Source organism: Streptomyces typhae, from assembly GCF_009755605.1.
GTDB classification, from domain to species: Bacteria; Actinomycetota; Actinomycetes; order Streptomycetales; family Streptomycetaceae; genus Streptomyces; species Streptomyces typhae.
The window spans coordinates 849,892-875,532 of record NZ_WPNZ01000001.1; the positions used below are offsets into that span (position 1 = coordinate 849,892).

The 25,641-nt window shown below is 71.4% G+C and carries 24 protein-coding genes; 16 read left to right on the forward strand and 8 right to left on the reverse strand.

Going from position 1 to position 25,641, the window contains the following annotated elements; translation table 11 throughout:
• Positions 1-212: 212 nt before the first annotated feature.
• Positions 213-908 carry a histidine phosphatase family protein gene (locus GPA10_RS03780; RefSeq protein ID WP_058847976.1) on the reverse strand — a complete coding sequence of 232 codons (696 nt, stop codon included), beginning with the start codon at positions 906-908 and terminating at the stop codon, positions 213-215.
• A complete protein-coding gene (gene hemL, locus GPA10_RS03785; protein ID WP_058847975.1) occupies positions 905-2,239 on the reverse strand; it encodes a glutamate-1-semialdehyde 2,1-aminomutase in 1,335 nt (444 codons plus the stop codon). The genes GPA10_RS03780 and hemL overlap by 4 nt, the downstream gene beginning before the upstream one ends.
• 209 nt (positions 2,240-2,448) lie before the next feature.
• Between hemL and GPA10_RS03790 the strand changes: the two genes are divergently transcribed.
• A complete protein-coding gene (locus tag GPA10_RS03790; protein ID WP_079086343.1) occupies positions 2,449-3,045 on the forward strand; it encodes a hypothetical protein in 597 nt (198 codons plus the stop codon).
• 45 nt (positions 3,046-3,090) lie between these two features.
• On the opposite strand, the gene GPA10_RS03795 is transcribed toward GPA10_RS03790, so the two are convergent.
• On the reverse strand, positions 3,091-4,563 hold the full coding sequence (locus GPA10_RS03795) for a peptidoglycan D,D-transpeptidase FtsI family protein (protein WP_157164087.1): 1,473 nt from the start codon (positions 4,561-4,563) through the stop codon (positions 3,091-3,093).
• 85 nt (positions 4,564-4,648) lie between these two features.
• Here GPA10_RS03795 and GPA10_RS03800 point away from each other — a divergent pair, with 85 nt between their 5' ends.
• Together GPA10_RS03800 and GPA10_RS03805 are read left to right on the forward strand one after the other, a co-directional pair.
• Entirely contained in the window at positions 4,649-5,617 is a 969-nt protein-coding gene (locus GPA10_RS03800; RefSeq protein ID WP_343040260.1) for a LysR family transcriptional regulator, read from the forward strand.
• Entirely contained in the window at positions 5,614-6,489 is an 876-nt protein-coding gene (locus GPA10_RS03805; protein ID WP_425505655.1) for a serine hydrolase, read from the forward strand. The genes GPA10_RS03800 and GPA10_RS03805 overlap by 4 nt, the downstream gene beginning before the upstream one ends.
• Before the next feature lie 182 nt (positions 6,490-6,671).
• Here the strand turns inward: GPA10_RS03805 and GPA10_RS03810 are convergent, their stop codons facing one another.
• A complete protein-coding gene (locus GPA10_RS03810) occupies positions 6,672-7,265 on the reverse strand; it encodes a TIGR03086 family metal-binding protein (protein ID WP_058847971.1) in 594 nt (197 codons plus the stop codon).
• A gap of 137 nt (positions 7,266-7,402) precedes the next feature.
• On the opposite strand from GPA10_RS03810, the gene GPA10_RS03815 reads away from it, so the two are divergent.
• The 5 genes from GPA10_RS03815 to GPA10_RS03835 all read left to right on the forward strand — a co-directional run bounded on the left by GPA10_RS03815 (position 7,403) and on the right by GPA10_RS03835 (position 10,667).
• The gene (locus GPA10_RS03815; RefSeq protein ID WP_157164089.1) at positions 7,403-8,260 is read left to right on the forward strand and encodes a helix-turn-helix domain-containing protein; all 858 of its coding nucleotides are present in this window, start codon (positions 7,403-7,405) and stop codon (positions 8,258-8,260) included.
• 47 nt (positions 8,261-8,307) lie between these two features.
• Positions 8,308-8,829 carry a GNAT family N-acetyltransferase gene (locus GPA10_RS03820; protein ID WP_058847969.1) on the forward strand — a complete coding sequence of 174 codons (522 nt, stop codon included), beginning with the start codon at positions 8,308-8,310 and terminating at the stop codon, positions 8,827-8,829.
• 382 nt (positions 8,830-9,211) lie between these two features.
• Complete coding sequence (locus GPA10_RS03825) at positions 9,212-9,547, forward strand: YnfA family protein (protein WP_157164090.1); 336 nt, start codon at positions 9,212-9,214, stop codon at positions 9,545-9,547.
• Between the two features lie 134 nt (positions 9,548-9,681).
• Positions 9,682-10,458 (forward strand): SDR family NAD(P)-dependent oxidoreductase, encoded by a 777-nt coding sequence (locus GPA10_RS03830; protein WP_058847968.1) that lies wholly within the window; start codon positions 9,682-9,684, stop codon positions 10,456-10,458.
• Entirely contained in the window at positions 10,458-10,667 is a 210-nt protein-coding gene (locus tag GPA10_RS03835; protein ID WP_058847967.1) for a hypothetical protein, read from the forward strand. The genes GPA10_RS03830 and GPA10_RS03835 overlap by 1 nt, the downstream gene beginning before the upstream one ends.
• Positions 10,668-10,707: 40 nt before the next feature.
• On the opposite strand, the gene GPA10_RS03840 is transcribed toward GPA10_RS03835, so the two are convergent.
• Complete coding sequence (locus GPA10_RS03840) at positions 10,708-11,901, reverse strand: RtcB family protein (protein WP_157164091.1); 1,194 nt, start codon at positions 11,899-11,901, stop codon at positions 10,708-10,710.
• Between the two features lie 237 nt (positions 11,902-12,138).
• Between GPA10_RS03840 and GPA10_RS03845 the strand changes: the two genes are divergently transcribed.
• The 5 genes from GPA10_RS03845 (at position 12,139) to GPA10_RS03865 (ending at position 17,098) form a co-directional block, all read left to right on the forward strand.
• Positions 12,139-13,131, forward strand: a complete 993-nt coding sequence (locus GPA10_RS03845; protein ID WP_343040261.1) for a DUF3558 domain-containing protein — start codon at positions 12,139-12,141, stop codon at positions 13,129-13,131.
• Between the two features lie 213 nt (positions 13,132-13,344).
• Positions 13,345-14,304 (forward strand): DUF3558 domain-containing protein, encoded by a 960-nt coding sequence (locus GPA10_RS03850; protein ID WP_246258664.1) that lies wholly within the window; start codon positions 13,345-13,347, stop codon positions 14,302-14,304.
• 216 nt (positions 14,305-14,520) lie between these two features.
• Positions 14,521-16,152, forward strand: a complete 1,632-nt coding sequence (locus GPA10_RS03855) for a DUF2637 domain-containing protein (protein WP_157164273.1) — start codon at positions 14,521-14,523, stop codon at positions 16,150-16,152.
• Positions 16,153-16,204: 52 nt separating this feature from the next.
• Positions 16,205-16,807, forward strand: coding sequence for a hypothetical protein (locus GPA10_RS03860; RefSeq protein ID WP_157164092.1), 603 nt, complete (start codon positions 16,205-16,207; stop codon positions 16,805-16,807).
• Between the two features lie 30 nt (positions 16,808-16,837).
• Positions 16,838-17,098: a hypothetical protein gene (locus GPA10_RS03865; protein WP_157164093.1), complete on the forward strand. Its 261-nt coding sequence runs from the start codon at positions 16,838-16,840 to the stop codon at positions 17,096-17,098.
• A gap of 106 nt (positions 17,099-17,204) precedes the next feature.
• Here the strand turns inward: GPA10_RS03865 and lysS are convergent, their stop codons facing one another.
• Positions 17,205-18,965 (reverse strand): lysine--tRNA ligase, encoded by a 1,761-nt coding sequence (gene lysS / locus GPA10_RS03870; protein ID WP_343040263.1) that lies wholly within the window; start codon positions 18,963-18,965, stop codon positions 17,205-17,207.
• A 218-nt stretch (positions 18,966-19,183) separates the two neighbouring features.
• On the opposite strand from lysS, the gene argS reads away from it, so the two are divergent.
• A complete protein-coding gene (gene argS, locus GPA10_RS03875; RefSeq protein ID WP_157164094.1) occupies positions 19,184-20,977 on the forward strand; it encodes an arginine--tRNA ligase in 1,794 nt (597 codons plus the stop codon).
• Between the two features lie 129 nt (positions 20,978-21,106).
• Here the strand turns inward: argS and GPA10_RS03880 are convergent, their stop codons facing one another.
• On the reverse strand, positions 21,107-22,312 hold the full coding sequence (locus GPA10_RS03880) for an aminotransferase-like domain-containing protein (RefSeq protein ID WP_157164095.1): 1,206 nt from the start codon (positions 22,310-22,312) through the stop codon (positions 21,107-21,109).
• Positions 22,313-22,413: 101 nt separating this feature from the next.
• A complete protein-coding gene (locus GPA10_RS03885) occupies positions 22,414-24,000 on the reverse strand; it encodes a helix-turn-helix domain-containing protein (RefSeq protein WP_343040264.1) in 1,587 nt (528 codons plus the stop codon).
• A gap of 234 nt (positions 24,001-24,234) precedes the next feature.
• Between GPA10_RS03885 and GPA10_RS03890 the strand changes: the two genes are divergently transcribed.
• On the forward strand, positions 24,235-24,930 hold the full coding sequence (locus tag GPA10_RS03890) for a DUF4232 domain-containing protein (RefSeq protein WP_157164096.1): 696 nt from the start codon (positions 24,235-24,237) through the stop codon (positions 24,928-24,930).
• Positions 24,931-24,967: 37 nt separating this feature from the next.
• Entirely contained in the window at positions 24,968-25,501 is a 534-nt protein-coding gene (locus tag GPA10_RS03895; RefSeq protein WP_079086342.1) for a DUF4232 domain-containing protein, read from the forward strand.
• Positions 25,502-25,641 lie beyond the last annotated feature (140 nt).

Genomic DNA, 25,641 nt, shown 5'->3' on the forward strand with positions numbered 1-25,641 from the left:
AGACATTCGACGCCATAGGGTGTCCGCGCCATTACCGGGCGCACACAGCGGGTGCACAGGACACGAACAGGACACGAAAAGGCGGGCGCCTCTCCCGTGTTATGGGAGAAGCGCCCGCCTTACGCGAGAAAAACCCGCCCTTCGGTGACCGGGACGACCCGCCCTTCGGTGACCGGGACGCTACGGAAAGTCAGACCGGACCGACTGCGGACTCAGGCACCAAAAGCCTTGCTCTTTCCCTTGACCGGTTTGGCGCCCGCGAGAAGGTGCTTGGGGACAAGATTTCGGGCAGGTTCCGAGTAACCCACGGACACGATCTTGTCGCCGCGATAGGTGAAGGACGTCAGGGAGGCGAGCGTGCACTGCCGCTTGCGCGGGTCGTGCCACAGCCGGCGCTTCTCCACATAGCTGCGCACGATCCAGATCGGCAGCTGGTGGCTGACGCACACGGCCTCGTGCCCGCGGGCGGCGTCCCGGGCGGCGTCGAGCGCGCCCATCATCCGCACGACCTGGTCGATGTACGGCTCGCCCCAGGACGGCTTGAAGGGGTTGACCAGGTGCTTCCAGTTGTCCGGGTTCTTCAGGGCGCCGTCGCCGACGCCGAAGGTCTTGCCCTCGAAGACGTTCTCCGCCTCGATCAGGCGCCCGTCGGTGGCGAGGTCGAGGCCGTGCGCCTTGGCGATGGGCGTCGCCGTCTCCTGGGCCCGGTCGAGCGGCGACGCCACGACATGCGTGATGTCGCGCGACGACAGGTGCTCGGCGACCCGGTCGGCCATCTTCCGGCCCAGGTCGGAGAGGTGGTAGCCGTCGAGCCGCCCGTACAGGATCCCGTCGGGGTTGTGCACCTCGCCGTGGCGCATGAGGTGGACGACGGTCAGCTCTTGGTCGCGCTTGCCGGCCGCGGTCATACGGAGGCCTCCGGGGAGTTCGTGGCTTCGGCGGCCGCGCGGGCGGCGGCCGGAAGGGCGGCCGCGACACGCTCGACGGCACGCTCGTCATGGGCGGTGGAGACGAACCAGGACTCGAAGGCCGAGGGCGGCAGATACACGCCCTGCGACAGCATCGAGTGGAAGAACGCGGTGAAGCGGAAAGTCTCCTGCCCCTTGGCGTCCTCGTAATTGCGCACCTCGCGGTCCGTGAAGAACACGGTGAACATATTGGCGGCGTTCTGCACCCGGTGCGCCACGCCCTCCTTGCGCAGTGCGTCGCTCACGAGTCCGCGCAGTTCGAGCGAGACGGCGTCGACCTTCTCGTACGCGGCGTCGTCGAGGAGGCGCAACTGCGCGAGCCCGGCGGCCGTCGCGACCGGATTCCCGGACAGCGTGCCCGCCTGATAAACGGGGCCCACCGGCGCGAGATGCGCCATCACATCGGCGCGGCCACCGAATGCGGCGGCGGGAAATCCACCGCCCATGACCTTCCCGAACGTCATGAGGTCGGGGGCGACCCCGTCGACACCGAACCAACCGGCCTTGCTGGTCCTGAATCCCGTCATGACCTCATCGGAAATGAACAGCGCGCCGTTCTTCGCACACGCCGCCTTGAGGCCTTCGTTGAAACCGGGCCGGGGCGGCACCACGCCCATGTTCCCGGGCGCCGCCTCCGTGATCACGCAGGCGATCTCGCCGGGGAAGGTGTGGAAGGCCTCGTGCACGGCCTCCAGGTCGTTGTACGGAAGGACGATGGTGTCGCCCGCCTGGGCGCCCGTGACGCCCGGCGTGTCGGGCAGGCCGAAGGTCGCGACGCCCGACCCGGCGGCGGCGAGCAGGGCGTCCACGTGCCCGTGGTAGCAGCCGGCGAACTTGACGACCTTGGCCCGGCCCGTGAACCCGCGGGCGAGCCGGATGGCGGACATCGTCGCCTCGGTGCCGCTGGAGACGAGCCGGACCTGCTCGACCGGGGCGATCCGGTCGACGATCTCCTCGGCCAGGGCGACCTCGCCCTCGCCGGGCGTGCCGAAGGAGGTGCCGCGGGCGACGGCCTCCTGGACGGCCGCGATCACCTCGGGGTGGGAGTGCCCGAGGATCATGGGTCCCCAGGAACACACGAGGTCTACGTACTCGCGTCCATCGGCATCCGTCAGGTACGGACCGGTACCGGACACCATGAAACGGGGCGTACCGCCCACCGCGCGGAAGGCACGCACGGGCGAGTTCACACCGCCGGGCGTCACGGCCGCCGCACGGTCGAAAAGAGTCTGCGAAACTGGGGCGCTATACGGGAAGCTCACATGAACCATGGTGTCAGAGGGTCCGGACATCGTGATCGGGCCTCCCGGACGGCGGCTTTCCGCGCTGTCGCCCCAGCCAGGGGGCGGCGGCTGGGGAAATCCTGTGGACTGGTGTTTCGCCCCACGTTTCGGCGGGTGACCGTGGGGGAGGTCACTGACACGATGATCGGGTTGCGCGGCAGGGTCCACGCGCCTTAGAAAAGCAGTCGGGTGGAGATATGCAGCGCGGTGGCGGACTGGGCGAGGGGACCGACGGCCTGGGCCCCCGGCGTGCCCGGCGGGGCAAGCACCGGCGAGAGGCGCAGGCGGCACCGGCCCCCGAGCAGCGGACGCCGGACAGGGTGGAGCGTGACCGGTCGGGAAACAGGAGCGGTGGGGTGGGGGTGACCTACAAATACTTCGGCGCCCCCGACGGCGCCACGGCTGCCCGGGTCCCCATCTCGATGCGCCCCGAGGAGCTCGGCGGCGACGAGCTGGGCATGGGCGGCATGTTCACCAAGATCAAGCCGGAGACGATGGCCGCGATGGTCCTCACCGGCATCGAGGGCATACCCCTGCACAAGGTCCCCCCGCTGGAGCTGGTCGTCCTGCACCCCGACTACGCCGTCGTCAAGCTCCCCATGACGGTCGTCGACCCGCTGCGCGGCATCGGCGAGGAGTCGGTGGGCGCGGCGGCCTTCATCTGGTCGACGGTCCCGGACCGCGGCGGCCCCCGGGACGCCTTCAACGTCTACCAACTCCTGCACGAGTGGCAGGACTTCAGCCACCGCCTGCACGACGCGGGGCACCAGGCCTACTGCCTGGTGTGGCCCTAGGCCCCCTAGGCCCCCTAGGTCCCCTGGGGCCGCGCCCCGTCCCGCTCACCGCTTGAGGACCGCCTCCATCACCGCCTTCGCGATCGGCGCGCCCAGCTTGCCGCCCGCGATCTCCGAGCGGGAGATGTCCATGTCCTGCGGGTCGACCAGGACGGCGACCGCCACCGGCGAGGTGCCGTCGGACTTCTTGGCGTAGGAGACGAACCACGCGTACGGGCGCTCGTCGCGTACGTTCGCGCCGTGCTGCGCGGTGCCGGGCTTGCCGCCGACCGTGACGCCCTCGATGGCCACCTTGTCGCCGGTGCCGTCGGTCACCGTGTGCTCCATCATCTCCTGGACCTTGCGCGCGGTGGACTCCGAGACGGCCCGGCTCAGCTCCTTCGGCTCCGTCTTCGCCACCGTCGAAAGGTCGGACCCCCGCAACTCCTTGACCAGGTACGGCTGCATCACCTTGCCGTCGTTGGCGAGGCCCGCGGTGACCATGGCCATCTGGAACGGGGTGGTGGTGACGCTGCCCTGGCCCATGCCGGTCAGCGCCGTCTGCGGCTTGTCCAGCTTCTCGGGGTACACGCTCGCCGCCGTACGCACCGGCATGAACTGCTCCTCGTTGAAGCCGAACTTCTCGGCCGTCTCCCGCATGCCGTCCTTGCCGGTCCTCAGGGCGGCGTCCAGGAAGACGTTGTTGCACGACCACTGCATCGCGGTCTTCAGGGAGACCTTGTCGCACATGGAGTCCGGCACCACGTTGCCGATCGTCGTCGAGCTGAGCGGCAGCCGGTAGGGCGCCCGCGCCTTCGACCGGGCGTCGATGTCGGTGACCGCGCCGTGCTCCAGGGCCGCGGCCGCCGTGAGGATCTTGAATGTCGAACCCGGCGGGTACGTCTCGCGGAACGCCCGGCTGTTCAGCGGCTTGCGCTTGTCCTCGTCCAGCTTCTTGAACGCCTTGCCGTCCTTGTTGAAGATCCCGGCGAACACCGACGGGTCGTACGAGGGCGTGCTCGCCATCGCGAGGATGCGGCCGGAGCGCGGATCGAGGGCGACCACCGCCCCCTTGGCGTTCAGATCCGTCAGGCCCTTGTACGCCGCGCGCTGCGCCTTCGGGTCGATGGTGGTGATCACGTCGCCGCCCGCCGGGCGCTCCCCGGTCAGCGTGTCGAGCGGGGAGCCGAGCAACCGCCTGTCCTTGCCGCTGAGCAGGTCGTCGTGCACGCCCTCCAGGAAGGTCTTCCCCTGGCTCTGCGAGAAGTAGCCGGTGACCGGCGCGTACATCGGACCGTCCTTGTAGACCCGCTTGTACTTGAAGTCCGAGCCCGGCGTCGGCACGGAACCGGTGATCGACCGGCCGCCGACGATGATGTCGCCCCGCGGCTGGGCGAAGGTGTCGATCTTCACGCGCCGGTTCATGTCGTGCTCGGCGAGGGCGTCGCCCCGCACGAACTGCACCCAGGTCGCGCGTATCAGCAGGGCCAGGACGAGGACACCGCAGAAGACGGCGGTGCGGCGGACGGTCGTGTTCATGCGCCGAACAGAACAGCACTCCACCCCGTATGTCCAAGTTCGATATCAGCTATCGATCGATCAATCTGCGATATCGTTCCTGCTCGTGGACCTGGTAAGGCACTTGGAGTGCTTTGTGGCTGTTGCAGAAGAGTCACATTTCGGTCGGGCCGCCGAGCGTCTCGGCATGGCGCAGCCACCCCTGTCCCAGCGCATCAAGGGCCTGGAACGCCACCTCGGCGTACGCCTCTTCGAACGCACGAGCCGACAGGTCACCATCACCAAGGCAGGCACCCTCCTCCTCGACGACGCCCGCGAACTGCTCGGCCGGTCCGAGGCGCTCCTCGCCACCGCCCGCCGCATCCGGGACGGTGAGAGCGGACTGCTGCGCGCGGCGCTCCCCCCGGACATCGCCGGCGAGACCGTCGCCGCCCTCCTCGACGGCTTCCGCGCCCACCGCACGGGCGTCGAACTGGAACTGCGCGAACTGACCACCGCCCAGCAGCTCACCCAGCTCGCCGCCCACGACCTCGACGTCGGCCTCATCCACCACCCCTGCGACGTCACCGGCCTCGAACTCGGCCCCGTACTGCGCCGCGAGATGGGCGTCCTGCTGCCCCGCGACGCCCCCGCCGCCGCCCTCACCGAAGTGCCGCTCACCGCGCTCACCGGCTACGACCTGGTCCTCTTCCACCGCAGCGCCGCCCCGGCCCTGCACGACGACCTCCTCACCACCTGCGCCCGCGACGGCTACGCCCCGGCGGCCGTCCGGCACGGCCAGGGTGCCAGCTTCGTCCGCGGCCTCATCCTGTCCTCGCACGCCGTCGCCTTCGGCCCGAGGGACGCCCACCCCGCACCCGCCGCGGACGAGGACCCCGACCTCGTCTGGCGTCCCCTCGCGGGAGCCCCGCTCGCCTGGCGGCACTCCGTCGCCTGGCCCAAGGGGCGCGGCGACACCGCCGTGAGCACCTTCGCGCAGGCGGTCACCCAGGCCCTGCACAGCACCGCCGCCGTGACCGCCGACGCGCCCCCGCGCCCGCTCCATCTGCGCCCGACCGCGGAGTACTGGCTGTGACCAACACCCCCACGCGCCTGAAGGAAGCCTTCGCCGAGGCCGGCGTCACGGGCCGGCTGCACGCCCTCGACATCGACTCCGGCGCCGAACTCGGCACCGGCGCCGACCACCCCGTCGTCACCGCGAGCGTCCACAAGCTGTGCGTCCTCATCACGCTGTACGAGCAGGCCGCCGCCGGGCTCCTCGACCTCACCGAGCAGGTCGAGTGCCCGCCCGACGGGCGCGCCTCCGGGCCCACCGGGCTCTCCGCGATGCTCGACCCCGTCCGGATGTCCCTGCGCGACGCGGCGTACCTGATGATCGCCGTCAGCGACAACACCGCCGCCGAGCTCTGCCTGAGCCGCGTCGGCCTCGACGCCGTGAACGCCACCACCGCCCGCCTCGGCCTCACCCGCACCCGCGCCCTGCACACCTTCCGGGCGATGTTCGAGTCCATGCGCGAGGACGCGGGGCCCGGCGGCGCCCAGGCGCTCACCGACCCCTACGTCATCGCCCGCCTCCGCGCCCTCGACCCGGCCCGCTCCAACCACAGCACCGCCCGCGACATGACCCGGCTGCTCCGCGCCCTGTGGCGGGACGAGGCCTGCACTCCCGAGCACGGCGCTGCGATGCGCCGCGTCCTCGGCCTCCAGGTGTGGCCGCACCGCCTGGCCGCGGGCTTCCCCTTCGACGACGTGCACGTCGCGGGGAAGACCGGCAGCCTGCCGACGCTGCGCAACGAAGTGGGCGTCGTCGAATACCCCGACGGCGGCCGCTACGCCGTCGCCGTCTTCACCCGCGCCGCCCGCACCGCCGCCACCCTGCCGCCCGCGGACGCCGTCATCGGCACGACGGCCCGCATCGCGGTGGAGGCGCTGCGGGCGGGGGCGTGACGTGAGCTGCCCGCGGCCCGTTCGTTCCCCTCGCGGCCCGTTCGTTCCGTACGCGGGCACGTTCATTCCGTACGTGGCCTGTTCGTTCCGTACGTGGCCTGTTCGTTCCGTACGCGCGGCCCGTTCATTCCCGTACGCGTACGAGTGCCGACGTCACGCACACGCGTGCCGACGCTCCGTGCTCAGTGCGCGTACGGGTCCCGCCCCGTCTCCGCGAGCAGCCGCTCGAACTCCGTCGCCCCGGCGGGCACCGGCACCGGCTCCCCGAAGACGCCCATGGAGCGGGCCGTGGGCGCCAGCTCGGCGACCGCCGCCCGCAGGGCGCCGACGACCTCGCCCGTACCGGCCCCCGCACCGGCCGCGTACTCCTGGCCGGTGGCCCGCGCCAGATCCCACGCGTGCACCGTCAGGTCGAGGAGCACCATCGCGCCGACCGTCCTGGCGGGCATGTCCATCGCGCCGGTGCGGCCCTCGTCGGCACCGGGCGCCGACCAGGCGGTCACCAGCTTCTCCGTCTCCGCCGCGAACCGCTCCCGCCAGTCGGCACCCCGGCCGAGACGATCGGGCGTCGCACCGCCGAAGTCGGCGTTCCGCTTGGCCGCGAGTTCCTGGAACTGCACGACGACGTGGAAGAGGTGGTTCATCAGGTCCCGTACGTCGTACTCGGCGCACGGCGTGGGAGCGGCGAGACGATCCTCCGGGATGCCCCTGACCACCGGGAGGGCATGGGCCGCGGCGACGGCGAGGAGGTCACCGGTCGTGTGGGTGCTGTTCATGGCACGACCGTAGGCAGCGGGGGCACGGCCCGTCTTGAACAAACGCGACAGCCGTCCTGAACAAACGCGACAGCCACCGCCCGGCGCGGCCCCCGCCACTCGTCGTACTTCCGTCACCCCCGTCCTACCATCGCGCCATGCCTGCCGACCCCCGCCGCGACACCCGGGGCATCGTGGACGCCTCCGGACTGCTGACCCGCGTACGTTTCCGGCGGCACGCCCCCGCCGAGCCGCTCCGCCCCTACCTGGAGCACTACTGGCTGATCGACTGGGACCTCACGGAGCCCTACGTGTCCCACGTGGTGCCCCACCCGTCCGTGAACGTCGTCTTCCAGCGGCTGCCGGGGCAGCCGCCGTTCGGGGAGGTGGCGGGCGTCGTCCTCGGACTGTTCCGCAAGGAGCTCCGCGGGCGCGGGCGGGTGTGCGGGGCGCAGTTCCGGCCCGGCGGCTTCCGCACGTTCGCCCCGGGCCTCGCGGTGGCGGAGCTGACGGGGCGGCAGGTGCCGGTGGGGGACGTGTGGCCGCCGCCCGTGACCAGGGGGAAGCACGAGGCGTCGCCCGTGTCCGAGGCGAAGCCCGGGGCCGGTACCGCGGAAGCCGTCCTCGGGCCCGACGACGAGCACGCGCGCGTGGCCGCCCTCGACACCTTCCTGCTGCGGCACGGCCCCGCCCCCGACCCGCAGGCCGACCTCGCCATGGAGCTCGCCGCCCGCGTCCGCGCCGACCGGACGCTCCGCCGGGTCGGCGACCTGGCGCGTCAGGCGGGCCTGTCGGTGCGGTCGCTGCAACGCCTCTTCTCCGCGTACGTGGGCGTCAGCCCGAAGTGGGTGATCCTGCGCTACCGGATCCACGAGGCCCTGGAGCGGGCGGAGTCGACCGCGGGCGTCGACTGGGCGGCCCTCGCGGCGAGCCTCGGGTACGCCGACCAGGCCCATCTCGTACGGGACTTCACGGCGACGGTCGGGGTGCCGCCGACGGCCTACGCGGCGGCGTGAGGCGGCGGCCGGGACCGATTGTCAGACCCTCCGCCTACCGTGAGGGAATGGAGAGATCACCAGCACCGGACATCCGGCTCACGCCCTGGTCCGAGGGCGACTTCGACCTGCTCGTACGGCACAACGCACCCGAGATGACCGCGCACCTGGGCGGCCCCGAGTCCGACGAGAAGCTCCTCGACCGGCACCGGCGTTATGTGGGACTCGAAGGCAGCCGCAGCGGCTGGATGTTCCGGATCGCGACGGGCCCCGAGGGGAAGCCGGCCGGGATCGTCGGCTTCTGGGAGACCGCCCACCGGGGGGAGGACGTCTGGGAGGCCGGATGGGGCGTGCTGCCCGAGTTCCAGGGCCAGGGGATCGCGGCCGCGGCGGTGCGCCTGGTGGTGGCCGAGGCCCGCGGCACGCAGGCGCGCCGCCATCTGCACGCGTTCCCCTCCGTGGAGAACGCCGCCTCCAACGGGGTGTGCCGCAAGGCGGGCTTCGTCCTGCTCGGCGAGGAGGACATGGAGTATCCGAAGGGCCACTGGATGCGGTGCAACGACTGGCGGATCGACCTGACACAGGAGTAGCCGGCGGCACCGCCGTTCCAGACGGTGCCCACGGTCACGGTGACCTCGCGCGGCGCGCCCCGCAGCCGCACGGCGAGGTGCAGCCGCTCCCCCTGCCCGCCCGCGGGCAGCGCTTCCGTGCGGCACAGCACGGCCCGCGGGCCCGGCCGTACACAGGTGCCCGGCAGGCGCTCGCCGTCCTCCAGGGGCACGGACCAGACGAGCCGGACCGTGGCACCGGGGACGTCGTCGGGCCCGTGGTTCTCCGGCGTCAGCGAGACCGCCGCGAGGCCGCGGGTCATGGCGACGCGCCCGTGATGGGCCACGTCGGCCCCGGCCCCGGCCCCGGCGGCCTCGGCGCCGGTCCGGACCCTCCGGAACCCCGCATGCCACCCTGATGACCATGCCGATCGCCCGCTCCGCAGCACTCTTCGTCGTCGCCGCCCTCTTCGAGATCGGGGGCGCCTGGCTGGTCTGGCAGGGCGTGCGCGAGCACCGCGGCTGGCTGTGGATCGGCGCCGGAGTGCTCGCGCTCGGCGCCTACGGCTTCGTCGCCACCCTTCAGCCCGACGCCGAGTTCGGCCGGATCCTGGCCGCGTACGGCGGGGTCTTCGTGGCCGGTTCGCTCGCCTGGGGCGCGGTCGCGGACGGCTACCGGCCCGACCGCTGGGACGTCACGGGGGCGCTGATCTGCCTCGCGGGCATGGCCGTGATCATGTACGCCCCGCGCGGCAACTGAGGAGGCCCGACTCCCCGTGAGGCCAGGGCGCCCGCCCGCCTATGCTGACCGGACCGGCTCAGCGCCTGCTGACCGGGCCGGTTCAGCGCCCGAACTCAGCACCCGAGCCCCAACTCGAACTCCAGGGAGCCCGCATGGCAGCCGCCGAAACGCCCCGCAAGCCCGGCATCGCGATCGTCACCGGTGCCAGCGGCGGCATCGGCGCGGCCACCGCACGCGGCCTCGCTGCGGCCGGTCACCGGGTGGTGCTCACGGCCCGCCGCAAGGACCGCATCGAGGCCCTGGCCGCCGAGCTGACGGCAGCGGGCCACGACGCGACGGCGTACGCCCTCGACGTCACCGACCGTGCGGCCGTCGACACGTTCGCGACGGCCTTCCGCAAGGTGGCGGTCCTCGTGAACAACGCGGGCGGCGCGCTCGGCGCCGACCCGGTCGCGACGGGCGACCCCGAGGACTGGCGCCGGATGTACGAGACGAACGTCATCGGCACCCTGAACGTCACCCAGGCCCTGCTCCCCGCGCTCACCGCGAGCGGCGACGGCACCGTGGTCGTGGTGTCCTCGACGGCGGGCCACGGCACGTACGAGGGCGGCGCCGGATACGTCGCGGCCAAGCACGCCGAGCACGTGCTCGCCGAGACCCTCCGTCTGGAGATCGTCGGCACCCCGGTGCGGGTGATCGAGATCGCCCCCGGCATGGTCAGGACGGAAGGTTTCGCGCTGACGCGGTTCGGCGGCGACGAGGAGAAGGCCGCGAAGGTCTACGCGGGCGTGGCCGAGCCGCTCACCGCTGACGACGTGGCGGACACCATCACCTGGGCGGTCACCCGCCCGCCGCACGTCAACGTCGACCTCCTCGTGGTCCGCCCCCGCGCCCAGGCGTCCAACACGAAGGTCCACCGGGAGCTGTGATGACGTACGCCGCGGACGACCCCGGCTCCCCCGGCGGCTCGCCCGACTCCCCCGACCCCCTGGCCAGGCTCACCTACGAACAGGAGTCCCGCCGCCTGGCCGAGGAGAAGAAGAACGAACGCATGGTGTGGTGGTACCTCGCGTACTTCCTCTTCGGCATCCACATCGTCGCCTTCGTCATGATCTACGCGGTCACCCACTCCGAGTAGGCCCCCGCCCCCGCCGGGCCGGGGGCGGACCACTCGGCGGTCAGCCCTTGACGCAGACGACCTGCTTCAGCTTCGCCACCACCTCGACCAGGTCCGTCTGCTGGTCGATGACCTTGTCGATGGACTTGTACGCACCGGGGATCTCGTCCACGACGCCGGAGTCCTTGCGGCACTCCACGCCCCGCGTCTGCTCCTCCAGGTCCCGCGTCGAGAACCGCTTCTTCGCGGCGTTGCGGCTCATCCTGCGGCCCGCGCCGTGCGACGCGGAGTTGAAGGACGCCTCGTTCCCGAGGCCCTTCACGATGTACGAGCCGGTGCCCATGGAACCCGGGATGATGCCGTGGTCGCCGGACCCCGCGCGGATCGCGCCCTTGCGGGTCACCAGCAGGTCCATGCCGTCGTACCGCTCCTCGGACACGTAGTTGTGGTGGCAGGAGATCTCCTGCTCGAAGTCCGGCCGGGCCTTCTTGAACTCCTTGCGGACCACGTCCTTCAGGAGCTCCATCATGAGCTTGCGGTTGTGCTTCGCGTACTCCTGCGCCCAGAACAGGTCGTTGCGGTACGCCGCCATCTGCGGGGTGTCCGCGATGAAGACGGCCAGGTCGCGGTCCACCAGACCCTGGTTGTGCGGCAGGTCGCGGGCGACGCCGATGTGGTGGTCGGCGAGTTCCTTGCCGATGTTGCGGGAGCCGGAGTGCAGCATGAGCCAGACGGAATCGTTCAGATCAAGGCAGACCTCGACGAAGTGGTTTCCCGATCCGAGCGTTCCCATCTGCTTCACGGCTCGCTCCTGACGGAACTTGACCGCCTCCGCCACCCCGTCGAACCGCCCCCAGAAGTCGTCCCAGCCCCCCGCGGCCACCCCGTGGAAGCGCCCCGGCTCGACGGGGTCCTCGTGCATCCCCCGCCCCACCGGAATCGCCTGCTCGATCCGCGACCGCAGCCGGGACAGGTCGTCGGGCAGGTCGGCGGCCGTCAGCGACGTCCGCACCGCCGACATCCCGCAGCCGATGTCGACCCCCACCGCGGCCGGGCACACCGCGCCCCGCATGGCGATGACCGAGCCCACCGTCGCACCCTTGCCGAAGTGGACGTCCGGCATGACGGCCAGGCCCTTGATCCACGGCAGCGTGGCGACGTTGCGGAGCTGCTGCATCGCGGCACCCTCGACCGTCTTCGGGTCCGCCCACATCCGGATGGGCACGTTCGCCCCCGGCAGTTCCACGTACGACATGACTTCCTCATTCCCCCGTACAACAACAAAAGACGTGAAGCGCAAATACCGGCGCCAAGGTCGACGTATGAGACAACGGACCGGCATCCACAGCGGCGCGTGCGATACACATTGTGTCCACCGGTCGTCCGCCGGCGGCAACCGAATAACCAGGCCGGACGGGTCCGGTGACGCAGGGCCCGGAGCACGTCCCGCCGGGCCGGTCCACCACCGTCCACGTCGAGAGGAGCCAGCACGGTGCAGCGGAGGGTCTACGTACCGGGCGCCGCCGCGCTCCTCGTGGCGCTGCTCGCCGGGTGCACCGGCAGCTCGGGCACCGCCGACGGCGACGACGGCAAGTCGGGCGAGTCCGGCAGCGCCACGGCCGTCGCGGAGCCCGGCAAGTACCGCACCCTGCCCGAGCCCTGCGGCGCGGTCGACCACTCCTCCCTCGACTCGCTGCTGCCCGGCATCACGGACATCGAGGACTCGGTCCAGCGCGAGAAGGCCTACGAGGGTGCCGCCACGGTCACCTACGACACCGACCGGCGCGTGGGCTGCCGCTGGAAGATCGAGGCGCCCGAGGCCACGCACCACCTCCTGGTCGACTTCGAGCGCGTGGTGTCGTACGACGGGACGGTCAGCGACGACACCCGCGCCGAGGACAACTACCGGACGAAGCTGACAGAGGCGGGCATTCCGGAACCTTCGGATTCCGAGACCCCCGGGGGCAGCGACGAGCCCGGCGCGTCGGACGGCCCCTCCGCGGGCGACTCGAACAGCCCCTCCGCAGGCGACTCGAACAGCCACTCCGCAGGCGACAAGGGCGAGAGCGACGAGAGCAAAGGCGGCGAGTCCGGTTCCCCCGCGCGCGCCGACGACGACTCCCGCGGTTCCCGGGGTGCCCGCGGCTCCCACAAGGCCGACGCCCCCACCCCCCGCGCCACCGACGGCGAGGACGCCACCGACGGCGAGGACGACCCCGCGGCCACCCGGTCCACCCCCGAGGGCTACGAACCCCGCACCCTCGACGACCTGGGCGACGAGGCCTTCATCAACGACGCCCTCGCGACCGCCGCGGCGGCCACCCGACACCGCACCGTGACTGTGGTGTTCCGCACGTCGAACGTGATCGTCACCGTCGAGTACGACGAGCAGCCGGCCCGCCGCACCGAGGTGCCCGATTCAAAGGAAATGCAGGACAACGCGCGCGGACTGGCCGAAAAACTCGCCGACAGGTTCGACGGCTGACGGCCCCGCCGTCCACCCGCGGGCTGCCGGGAACCCGGGTCACCCGGTGCGCACACCGCGTACGGTGACTCAACGGCCCCATCGAACGGCACGGACATCGAACAGCACGGACATCGAACAGCACGGACGCCGAGCAGCACGGACGCCGAGCGACCCGAGTGAACCCGTGAACCCGAGTGAACCCGTGAAACCGTGAACCTGAGTGAAGGAACCATGCACCGACCCGCACAGCGACAGCGACAGCGACTCACCCGCGTTCTTGTGGGCGCGGCCGCCGTACCGGTGATCCTCTTCGCCTCCGCCTGCAGCGGCGACGACTCCGGATCGGACGGGGACAAGAAGGACTCCGGCGCCGCCGAGTCCTCGGCCTCCGCGTCGGGTGGCGCCGACGGCTCCGGCGACAAGCCCGCCGAGGTGGAGAAGGCCGTCTTCAGCAAGCTCCCCGAGCCCTGTGACGCGCTCTCCAAGGAGACGCTCGGCGACCTCGTCCCGGCCGCCAAGAACAAGTCCGGCAAGGCGGGCACGTCGGAAGACGTGTCCACGCGTGGCAACTGCACCTGGGACAGCCTGGACAACAACGGCGTCGACGGCTCGCAGTTCCGCTGGCTGCGCGTCTCGCTGAACCGCTTCGAGTCCGACCAGTCGCTCGGCGCGGGCGCCAAGCGCGCCCGGACGAACTTCACCAAGCAGGTCACCGACGCCCAGGCGGCGAAGGACGCCAAGGACGTCAAGACCACGCCGGTGCAGGGCGTGGGCGACCAGGCGACGCTGGTCAGCTACGACGTCAAGAAGGACAAGGACACCTTCAAGCAGCAGACGATCGTGGCCCGCGTGGAGAACGCCGTCGTCACCGTCGACTACAACGGCGCCGGGCTCGCGGGCGACAAGTCGCCGGACGGGGCCGCGCTCGCCAAGGACGCCCAGAAGGCGGCGAAGGAAGCCGTCGCCGCGGTCACCGCCGCCAACAAGGCGGGCGGCGCCGAGGACCCGGCCGCGGGCGGCGAGGAGACCGGTGAGGGCAAGGACGCCACCAAGGACTCTTCGAAGGACTCCTCGAAGGACTCCTCGAAGCCCGAGGACTCCAAGGACAAGGGCTCCAAGGAGTCCAAGGAGACCGGCGAGGGGTCCGGCGAGGGGTCCGGTGCCGCGCCCGAGAACGACGCGAAGAGCTGACCCGCACTCTCGACGACACATCAACTCGCCGCTCCCACAGGCGAGTTGCAGGAGCCCGGCCGCCTCTGCGGCCGGGCTTCCGGCGTACCGGCGTACGAGTGCGCGCACACATGTGCCAGGCTGTCGCTCGCAACACGCCGGACAGGCACCGGACAGGCGCCGGTACAGGCACAGGCAGGGAGGGGTTCGCGGGTGGCCGCGATGCAGCTGACACGCATGCACCGGATACTCATCGGGGTCGTCGTCTTCGGTGCGCTCGTCATCGCCGGGATCGGCTTCGCGGGGTCGTACGCGGCCGTGCGCGAGCTGGCCGAGAAGAAGGGCTTCGGCTCCTTCTCGATGGTCTTCCCCATCGGCATCGACGCGGGCATCTGCGTCCTGCTGGCGCTCGACCTCCTGCTGACCTGGATCAGGATCCCCTTCCCGCTGCTCCGCCAGACGGCCTGGCTGCTCACGGCCGCCACCATCGCCTTCAACGGCGCCGCGGCCTGGCCGGACCCGCTGGGCGTGGGCATGCACGCGGTCATCCCGGTGCTCTTCGTGGTCGCGGTGGAGGCGGCCCGGCACGCGATCGGCCGCATCGCCGACATCACCGCCGACAAGCACATGGAGGGCGTGCGCATGACGCGCTGGCTGCTCTCCCCCGTGCCGACGTTCCTGCTGTGGCGGCGCATGAAGCTGTGGGAGCTGCGCTCCTACGACCAGGTGATCAAGCTGGAGCAGGAGCGCCTGGTGTACCAGGCCCGGCTGCGGTCCCGCTTCGGCCGCTCCTGGCGCCGCAAGGCCCCGGTGGAGTCCCTGATGCCGCTGCGGCTGGCCCGCTACGGGGTGCCGCTCGCGGAGACCGCCCCCGCGGGCCTGGCCGCCGCGGGCATCGAACCGGCGCTGCTCCCGCCCGTGTCGCTGGACCCCCAGGCCCCGCCGGTTTCCCAGGCGTCCCCGACCCCGCCCAAGCCGGAACTGACGAAGGCCGAGCCCCCGGCCCTCACCAAGGACCCGTCCCCGGAGCCCCGCCCCGCCCCGGCCCCGGAGCCCGCCCCCGAGGACCACCCGCACCCCGAGGAACACCAGCACCCCGAAGAGCCCCCGCACCCCGAGGAGCAGCAGCCCGGCGCCCACGCGAGCCCGTGGTTCGCGGCCCCGCAGCAGCCGCAGCAGTACGCCGAAGGCCCGGTGTCGTACGACCCGGAGGCCCCGTACGACGAGTGGTACGAGGAACAGGCCCAGGAGCAGGGCTACGCGGAGCAGTTGGCGTACGAGCAGCAGCAGTACGCGGACCAGCAGGCGTACGAGCAGCAGGCCCACGCACAAGGGGCCCACGAGCAGCAGGCCCGCGCGCAAGGGGCGTACGAGCAGCAGCCGCACGCCCAGCAAGCCGACATCCAGCAGACGCACGCCCAGCAAGCCAACATCCAGCCGGGCTACGACCCGCGGGCCGAAGCGTTCGACGACGGCTCGGGCTTCCGCGTCCCGGCGGGGCCGGGTCGCACCCGCCCCCTCGCCAACCCCCCGCTGATCCCGGGCCCGCGCGAGGAACAGGCTCCGCCTCCCGAGAGCGCCCCGGAGCCGGCGCCGGAGCCCCTGCCCGAGCCCGCCGCAGCGGAGAGCGCGGGCCTCCCGGACGACATGACCCGCGAGGAGGCGTACTTCAACGCCTTCCGCAAGTACGTGAGCGAGATGGGCGACTACCCCAACGCCCGCCAGTTCAGCCTGTACCTGATGGACCTGTACGGCGTCACGGGCCAGTCCGGCGGCCCCCTGACGGAGAGCACCCTGCGCCCGTACCTGCGCGGCTTCCGCGACCGCTACCAGCGCTCACTCGACGAGGACGCCGAGCACATCGCGTAGCGCGCCTGCCTGAATCAGAGGCCGACTTCCATACCTGGCGGGAGCGGGCACCGTGGTGTACCGCGACGCCGCAGCCGCCACCGACATCGCCGTGCAGCCGACCACCGACGGCGGTGCCCGGACGCTGGTCACCCTCAAGGACGGCAAGGCGCCCACGAGCCACCGCTTCCGGCTCGACCTCCCGCAGGGAACGGGTGTCGCCGAGGACGGCTGGGGCGGCTTCGAGCTGCACCGGGAGAGCGCCGAAGGGGTGCACGTCCCGGTCGGCTCCATCGACGCCCCGTGGGCCAAGGACGCCAACGGCGAGTCCGTGCCCACCAGTTACCGCCTCGATGGCACGGAAATCGTCCAGGAGATCGAGACCGACGACAACACCGCATTTCCTGTCGTCGCCGACCCCAAGATGACATGGGGCATCGTGACCGGCACCGCGTACTTCAACAAGAAGGATACCCGGACGATCGCCAACAACGGCGCGCTGTCCGGAGTCGTCTCGGGATTCCTCCCGCCGGGCCTCAACATCTACTGGGGCGCGCACGCCGCGGTCATCACCACCACGGCGCTGAAGGCGAAGAACGCCAAGCGGTGCCTCAAGGTCAAGTTCGCCGCCGGTCTTTTCATTCCCGATCAGTACTCCGGTGGATACTGCAAGTAGAAATCTCATCTCTACGAGTGGAGAACGGCTTTGAGCAGCTCGTGGCTCATCTACAGCGGAGCCCTGCTGGTGCTTCTGTCCGTGGGAATTCTGATGGTCACCGGCAGACCGGCGATGTCGATCTGGCGTGACATGCCGTCGATAGCCGCAGGAGTCGTCCTCGGTGCCGCCGTGTGCGTGATCGCCCTGGTGTGCCAGGCACCGGCGCAGACAGCCGTGTCCGGTGCGTGCTTCTGGATGGCCGCGGCCATCACGGGCGTGCACGCCGTGCGCGGACACCGCGGCGCCTAGAAGAGTTCTGACGGATCTGCGTCGGAAGGAAGAAACCCCGGAGGGACGGCGCGGGGGCCTCACAGCCCCCGCGCCGTCCCTCCGGGGTTCCAGCGGCTCGGTGCTGCTAGGAACCGAGCAGCTTGCGCACCCGCTCCGCCCCCACGGCGAGGAGCAGCGTGGGCAGGCGCGGGCCGGTGTCGCGGCTCACGAGCAGGTGGTACAGGAGCGCGAAGAAGGTCCGCTGGGCGGTCTTGATCTCCGGCGGGAGCTCCTTGGGCCCGGCGTCGGCGGAGAAGCCGGCGCGGACCTTCGGGACGCCGTACACGAGGTGGGTCAGGCCGTCCAGGGACCAGTGGGAGTCGAGGCCCTGAAGGAGCAGCCGGATCGATTCGCGGCCCTCCTCGTCGAGGGACGCGAGCAGTTCCGTGTCGGGGACCTCCCGTACGACCGTGCGCTGGTCGGCGGGGACGTGCGTGTTGATCCACGCCTCGGCCCTGTCGAGGCGCGGCCGGGCCTCGTCCAGGGTGGCGAGGGGGTCGGCCGGGTCCAGCTCGGACAGGATGCGCAGCGTCTGGTCCTCGGCGCCCGCGGTGATGTCCGCGACGGAGGCGAGGGTGCGGTACGGCAGCGGGTGCGGGGTCGTCGGCAGCGGCCCCGCGGCGGTGCCGACGGCGCGCGCGTACGCGGCGGCGTCCGCGGGCAGCACGGAGCCGTCGGCGACCTTCGCGGCGAGCTTGTCCCATTCGTCGTACAGCCGCTGGATCTCCTGGTCGAAGGCGATCTTGAAGGACTGGTTGGGCCTGCGGCGGGCGTACAGCCAGCGGAGCAGCGGCGCTTCCATGATCTTCAGCGCGTCGGCGGGCGTGGGCACGCCGCCGCGCGAGGAGGACATCTTCGCCATGCCGGAGATCCCGACGAAGGCGTACATGGGCCCGATCGGCTGGACGCCGTCGAAGATCTGCCGGACGATCTGCCCGCCGACGACGAACGAGGAGCCGGGCGAGGAGTGGTCCACGCCGCTGGGCTCGAAGATCACGCCCTCGTAGGCCCAGCGCATCGGCCAGTCGACCTTCCAGACCAGCTTGCCGCGGTCGAACTCGCTCAGCCGCACGGTCTCCTCGAAACCGCAGGCCGTGCAGGTGTAGGCCAGCTCCGTCGAGTCGTCGTCGTAGGAGGTGACGGTGGTGAGGTCCTTGCCGCACTGCCCGCAGTAGGGCTTGTACGGGAAGTAGCCACCGGCGCCGCCGCTGCCGTCGTCCTCGCCCGCCGCGCCGGAGCCCTCCGCGGCCTCCAGCTCGGCCTCGTCGGCCGGCTTCTGCTGCTGCTTGCCCTTGCCCTGGGCCTTGGCCGGGTCCTTCTTCGTGCGGTACTGGTCGAGGATCGCGTCGATGTCGGCGCGGTGCCTCATCGCGTGCAGGATCTGCTCGCGGTACGTCCCCGACGTGTACTGCTCGGTCTGGCTGATCCCGTCGTACTCCACGCCGAGGTCGGCGAGCGAGGCGGCCATCGCGGCCTTGAAGTGCTCGGCCCAGTTCGGGTGCGCGGACCCGGCGGGCGCGGGCACCGAGGTCAGCGGCTTGCCGATGTGCTCGGCCCAGGACTCGTCGACGCCGGGGACACCGGCCGGGACCTTGCGGTACCGGTCGTAGTCGTCCCAGGAGATCAGGTGCCGGACCTGGTGGCCGCGGCGGCGGACCTCGTCGGCGACGAGGTGCGGGGTCATGACCTCGCGGAGGTTGCCCAGGTGGATGGGGCCCGAGGGGGACAGGCCCGAGGCGACGACCACAGGTTTGCCCGGGGCACGACGCTCCGACTCGGCGATGACCTCGTCCGCGTAGCGGGAGACCCAGTCGGTGGTATCGGTGCTCTGAGCCACGATCGGCACGTCCTCTTGTTTCCTCGGGATTCAGGGAATCTGGCGTGAGCCATTCTCCCAGACGGCGGGACCCGGCCCGGGGTTGCTCCCGGCACGGCGCGGGGCCGCGCCCGGTCGCCCCCGGCGGGGGCCGGACCCGGGCGCGTTTATCGGGGCGAAACGGTGTCCCCGCCCATGGGACACTTGCCCCTCACCCTGATGCACACCATTTACGAGAACGGAAGCACATGGCCTCGGTCACGTCCCTCAGCGCATCCGTCCACCAGCGTCTCGCGGACGCTCTCTCGGCAGCCCTGCCGGAGGCCGCCCCCGCCGATCCGCTGCTGCGACGCAGCGACCGAGCGGACTTCCAGGCCAACGGCATCCTCGCGCTCGCGAAGAAGGCGAAGGCCAACCCCCGGGAGCTGGCCACCGAGGTCGTCGACTCGATCGACGCCCCGGAGCTGCTGCGCGACGTCGAGGTGTCAGGTCCCGGCTTCCTGAACATCACGGTCACGGACCGCGCCATCGTGGAGACGCTCGCCGCCCGCGCCGCCGACGGCGACCGCCTCGGCGTCCCGTTCGCGGAGCACCCCGGCACCACGGTGATCGACTGGGCGCAGCCGAACGTGGCCAAGGAGATGCACGTCGGCCACCTGCGGAACTCGGTGATCGGCAACGCCGTCAAGCGGATCCTCGAATTCACCGGCGAGAAGATCGTCAACCGGCACCACATCGGTGACTGGGGCACCCAGTTCGGCATGCTCATCCAGTACCTCCTGGAGCACCCGCACGAGCTGGACCACAAGGCGAGCGCCGCCGCGGGCGAGGGAGCCGACGGGCAGGCGGGTGAGGAGGCGATGTCCAACCTCAACCGCATCTACAAGGCCGCCCGTGTCCTCTTCGACTCCGACGAGGAGTTCAAGACCCGCGCCCGGCGCCGGGTCGTGGACCTCCAGGCCGGTGACCCGGAGACGCTCGCGCTCTGGCAGCGGTTCGTGGACGAGTCGAAGATCTACTTCTACTCGGTCTTCGACAAGCTGGACGTGGAGATCCACGACGAGGACATCGTCGGCGAGTCGGGCTACAACGACATGCTGGCCGAGACCTGCCGCCTCCTGGAGGAGTCGGGTGTCGCGGTCCGCTCCGAGGGCGCGCTGTGCGTGTTCTTCGACGACGTGAAGGGCCCCGACGGCAACCCCGTACCGCTGATCGTCCAGAAGTCCGACGGCGGCTTCGGCTACGCGGCGACCGACCTCTCCGCGATCCGCGACCGCGTCTTCAACGTGAAGGCGGACACCCTTCTGTACGTGGTCGACGCCCGCCAGTCCCTGCACTTCAAGATGGTCTTCGAGACGGCGCGCAGGGCGGGCTGGCTGACCGGCGACGTCAAGGCGGTGCAGCTCGCCTTCGGCACGGTCCTCGGCAAGGACGGCAAGCCGTTCAAGACCCGCGAGGGCGAGACGGTCCGCCTGATCGACCTGCTCGACGAGGCGATCGACCGGGCGACGGCCGTGGTGCGCTCCAAGGCCGAGAAGGTGGGCCTGAGCGAGGACGAGATCCTGGAGAACGGCCGGCAGGTCGGCATCGGCGCCGTGAAGTACGCGGACCTCTCCACGTCGGCGGTACGGGACTACAAGTTCGACCTGGACCAGATGGTCTCGCTGAACGGCGACACGTCGGTCTACCTCCAGTACGCCTACGCGCGCATCCAGTCCATCCTGCGCAAGGCGGGCGAGGCCCGTCCCGTCGCGCACCCCGAGCTCGACCTGGCCCCGGCGGAGCGGGCCCTCGGCCTGCACCTGGACCAGTTCGCGGCGACGGTCGCGGAGGCCGCCGAGGAGTACGCCCCGCACAAGCTGGCCGCGTACCTGTACCAGCTCGCCTCGCACCTGACCACGTTCTACGACCAGTGCCAGGTGCTCAGCGCCGACAACCCGCCCGAGGTCGTGGAGAACCGCCTGTTCCTGGTGGCGTTGACGGCCCGCACCTTGCACCGGGGGATGGAACTCCTGGGCGTCCGCACCCCCGAGCGCCTGTAGACCGGCCGGACCAGTTGCCTACCACCCTGTGGGCAACTGGTCCGCTCCCCCGCCCCCGCTCCCCTCTGTGGGCAACTGGTCCGCCAGGGGCGGAACGGGTGGGCACAGCCCTCACCGCCGGGCAACTGTTCACCCAAGCCCCAGCCGAAGCCTCCGCAGCCCTTCCCCGATCTCATCGGGCGTCTGCGTGACGAAGCAGAGCCGCAGGCTGGCAGGGTCCGGCGCCCCCACATAGAAGGGCGCCCCCGGCACGTACGCCACGTTGTGCGCGAGGACACCGGGCAGCAACGCGGTGGCGTCGTACCCGGACGGCAACCGCACCCAGAGGAACATCCCGCCCTCGGGCCGGGACCACGAGGACCCGGCGGGAAGGGCGTCGCCGATCCCGGCGAGCATGGCGTCCCGCCGCTCCCCGTACACCCCGGCCACGCGGGCCACATGCGCGTCCAGGTCGTACTCCGCCAGATACCGCGCGGCGGCGAGCTGGTTGACGGTGGGGGTGTGCAGATCGGCGGCCTGCTTGGCGATGGCGCAGGCCCGCCGCAGGGCGGCCGGCGCCCGCAGCCACCCGAGCCGCAGCCCCGGCGCCATCACCTTGGAGAAGCTCCCGAGCACCGCGGTCCGGTCCTCGGCACCGGCGTGAGAGGCGATCCAGGGCACGCGCACACCCTCGAACCGCAGCTCCCCGTAAGGGTCGTCCTCGACGATCCACACACCGCGGCGCGCGGCGACGGCGGCGACCGCGGCCCGGCGGTCGCCGGGCATGGTCCTGCCGGTCGGGTTCTGGAACGTGGGCACGGTGTAGAAGAGCTTGGGCCGGTGCTCGGCGACGAGCGCGTCCAGGGCGTCGGGGTCGGCGCCGTCGTCGTCCCCGGGCACGGCCACGACCCGCGCGCCCGCGAAGGCGAAGACCTGAAGTGCCGCCAGATAGCAGGGGTCCTCCACGAGCACCGTGTCGCCGGGTTCGACGAGCGCGGTGGCGAGCAGCGAAAGCCCCTGCTGGGAGCCGGTGGTGACGAGGAGTTCGTCGGCTCCGGTGGCGAGGCCCCGGTCTGCGTACCGCCCGGCGAGCGCGGTACGCAGACCGGGATCGCCCTCGGTCGTCGAGTACTGCATGGCCTGTGCGGGCGTCTCGTCGAACACGGCCTGGTAGGTGGCCGCGACGTTGCGCACGTCGAAGAGTTCGGGCGCGGGGAGGCCGCCCGCGAAGTTGATGACCTCGGGCCGTGCGGTGATCGCGAGCATGTCCCGTACCGGCGAACCCCCGATGGCGGCGGCACGCGCGGCGAGCGGCGGCGTGGGGGCGTCGGCGGGGGCGCTGCTGGTGACGGTCATCGGGTTCCCTTCCCTACGCGATTCCCGGCAGGGTAAGCACGTAGGTGCCGCCTACAACAGCCATTCCGCGATACGGACGGCGGACGGATACCGGCCGCGGGTCACTCCACCACTTCCACGCCCCCGTCCGGGTTGCGCTCGATCGGGATCCACTTCTTGCTGTCGAGCGAGAAGCCGAACGTGGGGTTGTCGTCCCCGCCGCTGGTGCGGAACGGCTTGCCGGAGTCGTCGATCCGCACGGTGCCGTGCCGCTTGCCGCTGGACCACTCCAGTTCCAGGAACCAGCTCACGTCGTGCGCCCGGACGTCCGCGTCGACGTAGAAGGCCGCCGGGTCCTTCTCGCTCACCTTGTACGGGAAGCTGACCTCCCCGGACTTGGGGGTCAGACGCGGGACCGACGCGTCGAGGTTCACGTCGAAGGAGTGCTTGGGCACGTTGCCGCCGCAGCCGACGCCGACGTACCCCATCTCGTAGGCGTTCCGCTTGAGCGGCGCGCCGCTGCCGACGACACGGATGTCGAGCGACTCCAGGACGACGGTCTCGGCGCCCGTGCCCTGGACGACCAGCTTCACGGTCTGCCGTCCCGCGGGGACCGCGCCGTTCGCGTGCACCCAGCCGGCGGCGTCCTGCTCGTTGGGGGGCGGGGAGAGGCGCTTCGGGTCCCGGGCGACGAGGTACGGGTTGCCGCAGGGGTCGTACCAGAAGTACGGGTGCGTGGACACCGTCAGGGGCACCGCGCCGGACACCGGGCTCTCGCCACCGGTTCCGCCGCCCGAGCCCGCCCCGGAGGGCGCGGGGCCGCCGCCCTTGCCGGTGCTGCCCTTCTCGCCGCCGGGCTTCTTGTCCCCGGTTTCGTCGTCACCGTCGCCGCGGGCGTCCTTCTTGCCCTCGGGCTTGTGCCCGGGGGACGCCTTGGCCGACGGGCTCTGCTTCCGCTTCCCGTCCTCGACGACCTCGCCCGGGGCGGTCGGCCCGACGTCCGCGGACGTCTTCCTGCCACCTCCGGAGGACTTGTCACCGGACGTGGACTGCAGCGCCAGCGCGGTACCCCCCAGCGCGAGCACGGCCCCCACCGCGGCGACCACCACGAGCCGCCGCCGCTTCCCCGCCGCGGCCTGCGGCACCCGGTCGGACACGAGCGGCCCACCGGCCTCCGACTCCGAGAAGTCGTCCTGCCCCGGCCGGGGTTCCGCCTCCGGGGCGACCTCCCACCCCGGCTGGGGCTCCGGCTCGTGCTCCTGCTGCCGCTGTCGCTGTGGGCAATCGTCCCGCAGGGCGAGTGGGGTCTCCCCTGCTTGAGCGGAGCCGAGAGCTTGGGGACGGGTGGGCACAGCCCCTGGTTCCGGCCCACCGGACGCAGCCAGGCCCCCGCCCCCGGGACCCCCGCCCTCCAACTCCCCGAACTCAGGCGGGACGCCAGCCTCCGCGGGGGCGCCCCCCTCCCGGCGCCCCCGCCCCGCGTCGGCGACGATCCACCGCCGGTGAAGCTCCACCAACTCCTCCGGCGAGGCCTTGCAGAGACGTCCCAACCGCTCCACGGGGGCGAACTCCACCGGCACGGCACTGCCGTTGACGTACCGGTGCAGCGTCGACGTGCTCATGTGCAGCCGCTTGGCCAACACCCCGTAACTGAGCCCGGACCGCTCCTTCAGCTCCTTCAGCAGGTCGGCGAATCCTTCTGCCCCCACCGTTCCTCCGTCCCGTGCGACCGTTCCAGACGCGACCCGTCTCCCCAGGTCAGAGCCAGTACAGCCATTCCAGCGTCCCGTACTTCCCGGCCGATCTTGTCCATGGGACGAAGCGGCGTACAAGCTCCGGTCATCCAAGCACGCCGACCGGGCCCTCCGGCCAACAGGCGCGCTTCTCCCCCGTATGTACGTCATGCACATCACATTCACGAACCCCGTCGAGAGGGATCACTCATGCGCACCCGTATGTTCGCCGCCGCCACCGTCGCGCTCGCAGCGCTGTCGCTGACGGCGTGCGGGGGCAATGATGACGGAGTACGGGACGAGGGCGCGTCGAAGCCGACCGCGGTCGACAGCGGCAGCGAGGCGGGCAGCGGCTCCGAGCCCACGTCGGACAAGGCGCGCACCAAGGACTCGGGGGACGCCACCGGCTCCGGCAGCTCCACCGGTTCCGACGGCTCCGGCGGCTCCGACGGCGCGGCATCGGACCAGGACGCCGACAACGACCCCGGCGCCCCCGAGAACCGCGTCCCTTGCTCCGCCGCCAACACCTCCGTCACGGCCACGCCGGTCACCCGGCCGCTCAACCACATGCTGATCACCGTCACCAACACCGGCTCCAAGATGTGCGACCTGGAGGGCCACCCGGTCCTCAAGTTCGAGGGCGCCCAGTCGGTGCCGCCGGTGATCGAGGACAGCAAGCCGCAGGCGGTCACCTCGCTGAAGCCCGGCGCCAAGGGCTACGCCGCCGCGATCCTGGTCGCCGGCGACGGCAGCGGCGGCGCGACCCGGCAGGTGAACAGCCTGGAGGTCGGCTTCGAGGGCAGTGACGCCTTCGCCGACTCCACGCTCCCGTCCGAGGGCGTGCACATCGACGACTCCCTGCGCGTCACCTACTGGCAGTCCGACTCCGTGTCGGCTCTCAACTGACCCACGGCACACCACCGACAGACCGAAAGGCACCACGATGCGCAGCACGTCCCGCACCCGCACCTTCGCGACCCTCGCCCTGGCCGCCGCGGCCCTGACCGCCACGGTCTCCGCGGGCGCCGCCCAGGCCGCGGCCCCCGCCCCGGTCACCCCCGTCACCTGCACCGCGGCGAACACCGAGCTGACCGTGAAGAAGGTCAGCAGCCCGGCCGACCACCTGCTCCTGAAGGCCACCAACACCGGCAGCAAGCCCTGCTACGCGTACAACGCGCCGTACCTGCGCTTCGACGAGGCGCAGTCCGCGACCGCGGTCGACTTCGACAGCGTCCCGCAGGCGGTCGTCACGCTGGAGCCCGGGAAGTCCGCGTACGCTGGCATCACCACGTCGTCGCCGACGGGCACGCACCGCCACAAGGCCCACGATCTCGGTGTCACGTTCACCAACCGCGCCTGGACCGGCGCCGCGGGCCGCTCCGCGGACCTGAAGCTGCCCGGTGGCGGCGTGTACGTGGACGACTCGGCCCAGGTCACCTACTGGCAGGCGACCCGCGCGCTGGCCCTGCGCTGGTAATCCCCCGGGTCCACTTACCCCCGGTCCACTTACCTGCCGGTGAGTACCGCACAAAATAGTCGGTACTTGTCGCCCCTGACGGGCCTGGCGAGGATCGAGGTGTTCCCCCGAACACCCCGGTCCTCGCCAGCGCCTCTCCA